General features: G+C 32.2%; 8 protein-coding genes and 1 pseudogene. 4 read left to right on the top strand and 5 right to left on the bottom strand.

All coding sequences use genetic code 11. The annotated features are described in order from the left end of the window. Positions 1–590, bottom strand: a 590-nt coding sequence (gene pyrE, locus O9267_RS14530; RefSeq protein ID WP_298180839.1) for an orotate phosphoribosyltransferase, incomplete at its 3' end; no start/stop codon positions are given. Positions 591–597: 7 nt separating this feature from the next. On the opposite strand from pyrE, the gene O9267_RS14525 reads away from it, so the two are divergent. From O9267_RS14525 to O9267_RS14515, 3 genes are all read left to right on the top strand, one after another. Next, the gene (locus O9267_RS14525) at positions 598–1,209 is read left to right on the top strand and encodes an NUDIX domain-containing protein (protein ID WP_298180837.1); all 612 of its coding nucleotides are present in this window, start codon (positions 598–600) and stop codon (positions 1,207–1,209) included. Then, the gene (locus O9267_RS14520) at positions 1,187–1,651 is read left to right on the top strand and encodes a GNAT family N-acetyltransferase (protein WP_298180835.1); all 465 of its coding nucleotides are present in this window, start codon (positions 1,187–1,189) and stop codon (positions 1,649–1,651) included. Before O9267_RS14525 ends, O9267_RS14520 begins: the two co-directional genes overlap by 23 nt. A 197-nt stretch (positions 1,652–1,848) precedes the next feature. After that, positions 1,849–3,192 carry a DEAD/DEAH box helicase gene (locus tag O9267_RS14515; RefSeq protein ID WP_298180834.1) on the top strand — a complete coding sequence of 448 codons (1,344 nt, stop codon included), beginning with the start codon at positions 1,849–1,851 and terminating at the stop codon, positions 3,190–3,192. 148 nt (positions 3,193–3,340) lie between these two features. Here the strand turns inward: O9267_RS14515 and O9267_RS14510 are convergent, their stop codons facing one another. Beyond that, positions 3,341–4,264, bottom strand: a complete 924-nt coding sequence (locus O9267_RS14510) for a ClpXP adapter SpxH family protein (protein WP_298180833.1) — start codon at positions 4,262–4,264, stop codon at positions 3,341–3,343. Positions 4,265–4,425: 161 nt separating this feature from the next. Here O9267_RS14510 and O9267_RS14505 point away from each other — a divergent pair, with 161 nt between their 5' ends. Beyond that, positions 4,426–4,737, top strand: a complete 312-nt coding sequence (locus O9267_RS14505; protein WP_298180831.1) for a helix-turn-helix domain-containing protein — start codon at positions 4,426–4,428, stop codon at positions 4,735–4,737. A gap of 149 nt (positions 4,738–4,886) precedes the next feature. Here the strand turns inward: O9267_RS14505 and O9267_RS14500 are convergent, their stop codons facing one another. The 3 genes and pseudogenes from O9267_RS14500 to O9267_RS14490 form a co-directional block, all read right to left on the bottom strand. After that, positions 4,887–5,222, bottom strand: coding sequence for a helix-turn-helix transcriptional regulator (locus O9267_RS14500; RefSeq protein ID WP_298180829.1), 336 nt, complete (start codon positions 5,220–5,222; stop codon positions 4,887–4,889). Beyond that, positions 5,212–5,562, bottom strand: coding sequence for a type II toxin-antitoxin system RelE/ParE family toxin (locus tag O9267_RS14495; RefSeq protein ID WP_298180827.1), 351 nt, complete (start codon positions 5,560–5,562; stop codon positions 5,212–5,214). Before O9267_RS14495 ends, O9267_RS14500 begins: the two co-directional genes overlap by 11 nt. A 291-nt stretch (positions 5,563–5,853) precedes the next feature. Then, a pseudogene (locus tag O9267_RS14490) lies at positions 5,854–5,991 on the bottom strand (pantetheine-phosphate adenylyltransferase); the annotation flags it as partial. Positions 5,992–6,073: the final 82 nt, after the last annotated feature.

Below are 6,073 nucleotides of genomic sequence, written 5' to 3'. Positions count from 1 at the left end.
TCTTTTTCTGTTATATATTGTTTTTCTACGGCTAATTCTAAAAGATGGTTATAGTTGCTTAATGTGTTCAAATTTACATTGGCATTTTTAAAATTTTCTTCGGCAACATCAAAACCATAGGTAAAAATGGCTATCATTCCTTTTACATGTGCACCAGCTTCTTTTAGTGCTTCAACGGCTAATAAGCTGCTATTTCCTGTCGAAATTAAATCTTCTACCACGACAACATTTTGTCCTTTTTGCAAAAAACCTTCCACTTGATTCTGTCTTCCGTGCTTTTTTGCTTCGGGTCTAACGTACACAAATGGCAGTCCTAACTCTTCTGCAACAAGTATGCCAATGCCAATTGCACCTGTTGCGACACCTGCAATGACATCTGGTTTGCCATAAATTTCAGTTATTTGCTTAGAAAACTCATCTCGAATGTAATTTCTTATCGCTGGAAATGAGAGTGTTAGACGATTATCGCAATAAATTGGTGAATTCCAACCAGAAGCCCACTTAAAAGGATTTGACGGATTCAATTTAATTGCATTTATTTGTAAAAGCAATTCGGCTGTTTTTTCGGCTGTTTCTTTATTAAAAATCATACTACAAATGTATAAAGTTTTTGTGAACGATAAACCACTTTTTTTGACAAATAAAGTTGCCAAAGAAACAGATTTTCAACTATTTTTACTTGAAAGTGTTGATATAGAGCAACTTATAGTCAAAATGTTCAACAATAAAATTAGGAAAGCTTATTTGTATTATCCTGACGAAAAGGAAATTTTAAAGAAAGTTAAAGAAAAAATCCCTGTCAAAAAAGCGGGTGGCGGATTGGTTTACAACAAGAATGGCGACGTTTTATTCATTTTTAGAAACGGAAAATGGGATTTGCCAAAAGGTGGTTGTGATAAAGGTGAAGAAATTGAAGATTGTTCAATAAGAGAAGTCGAGGAAGAAACAGGAGTTCAAGATTTAATAATCACTAGAAAACTTCAAAAAACTTATCACATTTTTAAAAGAAATGGTGTTTACAGATTAAAAATCACACATTGGTTTGAAATGACTACCAATTTTGAAGGAACTCCAATACCACAAGCCGAAGAAGGAATTGAAAAAGTAGCTTGGCTAAACCCAGAACAAATAAAAGATGCGATGAAAAACTCGTATGAAAATATAAAATTACTTTTTGAAGAAGAAAATGAGAGTAAAATCAAAATCTGATTTAGAAGTTTACGAAAAGGAATTCATCTGCCAACTTTGGAATGCTGAATATCCTGAAAAATTAGCTTATCAATCGGTTGCAGAATTTGAAACTTATTTGAATAATTTGTCCGACAAAAAGCATTATTTACTTCAAGATCAATCTGATGAAATTCAGGGTTGGGCGATAACTTTTACTAGAGAAAACGAAAAATGGTTTGCTATAATAATTAATTCTAAAATTCAAAATCAAGGTTTTGGAAAAAAATTGTTAAATCATTTAAAATCCATAGAAAATAAGCTTTCTGGTTGGGTAATTGATCATAATAATGACTCTAAATTAGACGGAACAACTTATGTTTCGCCTTTAAAATTCTATTTAAAAAATGGATTTTCTGTTTGCAACGAAATCAGAATTGAATCTGAAAAAATTTCTGCTGTTAAGATTGTTTGGAATTCGTGAAGTTGGATAAATATAAAATTTTTACACGAATTTCACTAATTAGCACAAATTTCTATTGCTAAAATATTCCACAAATTTTTAAATGTAAGTTTGAATTAGTGAAATAATAAAAGGCACAATAATTCGTGCAAATTAGTGAAATTTGTGTGAAAATAACTGTCAGTAGACTATGCCAACTTTTCCATTATCTTTGCAAAATGAATCAAAATCCACATTCCAACAATATTCTTCTCAATTTAGGGATTGAAGCACTCAACGAAATGCAAGTGGCTGCGCAAGAAACCATCTTGAACGACGCCAATGTATTATTACTTTCACCAACAGGTTCTGGAAAAACATTGGCATTTTTGTTGCCGATTTTTCAAATGTTGGACGATACTTGCAAAGATGTTCAATGCTTAATTTTAGTGCCATCACGCGAATTGGGATTGCAAATTGAGCAAGTTTGGAAAAAAATGGGAACCGATTACAAAGTAAATGTTTGCTACGGCGGTCATTCCATCGAAACAGAAATCAAGAATTTATCCAATCCACCAGCGGTTTTGATTGGAACACCTGGACGAATTGCCGACCATATCGATAGAGGCACTTTTTCTACCGATAACATTCAAACCTTGATTTTGGATGAGTTTGATAAATCGTTGCAATTGGGTTTTCATGAGCAAATGAATTTTATTATTTCAAGATTGAATAAGTTGAACAAACGCGTTTTGGTTTCGGCAACTTCTGATATTGAAATTCCTAAATATACTCGAGTTATCAATCCGACGGTTTTGGATTTTATTCCGACAGAAGAAGAAAACTTGAATTTGAGTTTGAAAATGGTCGTTTCTAAAGAAAAAGACAAAATCAATTCACTTTTCCATTTGCTTTGTTCCTTAAAATCGGAGGCGGCGATTATCTTTTGCAACCATCGTGATGCTGCCGAACGCATTAGCGACACTTTAAACGAAAAAGGAATTTATTCGACCTATTATCACGGCGGAATGGATCAAGACGAACGTGAACGCGCTTTAATTCAGTTCAGAAATGGAAGTGTGAGTTATTTGGTAACCACCGATTTAGCAGCTCGTGGATTGGACATTCCCGAAATGAAGCACGTAATTCATTATCATTTGCCTTTAAAAGAAGACGAATTCACGCATAGAAACGGACGAACGGCTAGAATGTTAGCTTCGGGAACGGCTTATATAATCGCTCACGAAAGCGAGAAAAAAATGGATTATTTAGATTATAAAATGCCCGTTTTAAATGTAGAAAACGCCACAACTTTGCCAAAACCACCTGAATTTCAAACGATTTATGTTAGCGGCGGAAAGAAAAACAAATTAAACAAAATTGACATAGTAGGTTTCTTTTCTCAAAAAGGAAAACTAGAAAAAGGCGATTTGGGATTGATTGAAGTAAAAGATTTCATTTCGTTTGCCGCCGTAAAATCTAAAAAAGTAAAACAATTTCTTTCTAACATTCGCGATGAAAAAATGAAAGGAAAGAAGTTTAAAATTGAGGTTGCTAGGAAGGTTGTTAAGAAAGAGGAGTAGAGTTTAAAAAATTTTAAAAAGAAAACGTTTCGTAGCTACAAGAAGTTACGTACTTCATTCACTGCCAATTACAAATATAGACAAAACTTTGATTCAACAATTACCAATTCTGATAAATCCCATGCCTAGCAATTTCTTGTAACTGCTGTTAGCGGCTGGTATTTTTTAGTGTCCAAATTGCTCCGTTTTTTGTTGTCAGTTTATCTAAATGTCCTTTTGCTTTTAAGTCGTCCAAATATTTTTCACTTTCATTTCTTGGTGTTCCTGTTAATTCGGAAAACTCTTTTGCTGTCAATGAATGATATATAGAAAATACAGAACTCCAGGTTTTGTCATAAATCGTTTTAGAAGCTGTAGGATACAATTTAACCAAAGCATTTTCGAATGTGTTGTATGGTTTTGAACCATAAACCATTTCTTTATTGCCTGCTGAGTCTGTAAAAAATATTGTCGGAAAACCTCTTACCCCTAATTCTCTGCCTAATTTCAAGTCTTCTTCGAAAAGTTCTTTTGCTTTTCCTTCATAATCAGTTTTGAACTTAACAGTGTCAAGCCCAACTTTTTTTGCTGCAAATTCTAAATGTTCCCATTTTGTGATATTCTTTTTTCGAAGAAAAACCATTTCTCGTATTTCACGAAGAAACAAAATTGCCTTTTCATAGTCTTGCATTTGTGCTGCTTTAAATGCAATTGAAGGTGGATAAGAAGAAGGCAAAGGGTTCTCTAACCATACATTTCCGTCTATTGGCATATCATAATAAACACTTACTTCATCCCAATGGTGAGCAACATCAGAAGGTTTGCTAATTCCACCACTATTGTAACTCCAATTCGGAAGCAAGCCACCCATTCTGTATTCAATTTCAATATTGTTCCCGTATTCTAATTTGAGTTTTCGTAGTTGTGGTTCAATGCCCCAACAAGAAGAACAGATTGGGTCGGTGTAATAAATTATTTTCAAAGGTTTTTTGCTTGCTTTTACCAAACTACTGTCTGCTGAATTTGTTATGTTAGTTTGTATTTCGCAAATACCACTTTCAGGGTTGCACATTAAAGGGTTGTTATTTTCCATTTTCTTTTTTGTTTGAGATTGACAACTTGTATTGCCAATTGTGAATATTGTGATTAAAATAAGATAAGTTACTTTCATTTTTATTAAGTGTCTTAAACCATTTGTTTATCTTTGTGCAAAGTTGGCGACTTAATTTTAACTATGCAATAAGTCAGAAAATTATGACTACTAAAAAAGAAATTATTGAAAATGAAACTTGTCCTGCACAAGGACTTTTGAAGTTGCTTTCTGGCAAATGGAAACCTGAAATTTTTCGTTTAGCTGTTGAAGCACCTTTGCGATTTAGTAGTTTGTTACGCCAAATAGAAGGTTCAAACAAGCAAACTTTGTCTGTCGCTTTAAGAGAATTGGAAGAAGTTAGTTTGTTAGAAAAAATTGTCATTAAGCAAAAACCTTTGCACATTGAATACAATCTTACCGAAAAAGGGAAGTTGTTAATACCTGTCTTTAAGCAGTTAGAAATTCTTGGGTAATGTCTGTTATACTTGCCGCTAACGTTCTCGCGCTTGTGCTAGTGGCGTAGTTTGATTACTAGCCAAACCAAAAAAATTGATTCGGCGGATTGTTTTCTGATGAAAAATTACCTAGCCATTAGCACAAACGTGTGTTAGTAGATGTAGTTTTATCCAGCAATTTTTACGTTACTATTTAAGATTTCTACATTAAAATTCACTTTGGCTTTTAATGCACTGAAAACTCTCAAAATTGTTTCAACTGTGACATTAGTTGTATTGTTTTCAAGCTTTGATATTTGTGCTCTTTGAACACCTATTAATTTTCCAAGTTCTTCTTGCGTCATATTTCTTTCAATACGAACTTTTTTTATTAGATCGCCAAGAATTTCCATTTGAAGTTCTTGTTCGTATAGTGTTCTTTTTACGGTTCCAACTTCTCCAATGAATTCATCTTTAATTTTGTCAAAAGAGAACATTTCTAATTCTTTTTCTTTATTTTTCATTTCTCTTATTTTTAAGTTCAAAATATCTCAATCTTATATTTTCTGCTTTTTCAATTTCTTTTTCAGGAGTTTTTCCTGTTTTTTTCACTATTCCATGTGTTGCCAAAACCAATGTTTCAATTTTTTCTGTTTTGTCCCAAAAAGCAAAAATTCTGAAATATGTTTTGTTATATAAAGTTCTAAATTCCCAGATTTCTCCTTTTAATTTTTTGAACAGTTCATTATCATTTTTTATTTTTGATTTGTCAATATTGAAAATTATCTTGTCCCGACTTTTTTCATCAATTTCAAGCAAAAATTCCCTTGCTTCAGTCAAAAATATAACATTAAATTTATTCATTCAGTTTAATTTGTTTCCATACAAAGATACAAATATATTTAGAATAGAAATTTATTTGTTGTTTTTTTTTAAGAAAATTTTGTTTTGGAAATCTGAAATACTATATCTACCAACTTGTATATAGGCGCCACAAACAAATATATACAATTATTTGCAAGCGTTTGTAATCAATCGTAAATATATAAAAATAGTTTTACAATAATTACAGTTTTCCGCATTCCATAAAAAAAAAGCTAAAAATTATTTCTAACTTTTAGCTTTTTAAATATAATTCTATAATCTGCAATCTGTTTAAATCCTCACCGAATCCGGAACCAAAACCGTATAATCGCCACCATTTCGTAATACATCACGAACAATACTTGACGAAATATAAGAAGTTTTTGCAGCGGTCAATAAGAACACGGTTTCTATTTTAGACAAGTATTGTTCGTGATGTATTACGAAATGGTGGCGATTATACGGTTTTGGTTCCGGATTCGGTGAGGATTTAAACAGATTGCAGATTATA

The organism is Flavobacterium sp. (genome assembly GCF_027531705.1).
In the GTDB taxonomy this organism is placed as follows: Bacteria; Bacteroidota; Bacteroidia; order Flavobacteriales; family Flavobacteriaceae; genus Flavobacterium.
Note: the sequence above shows the minus strand (reverse complement) of the source record. Positions and strands in the feature narration are given on the sequence as shown.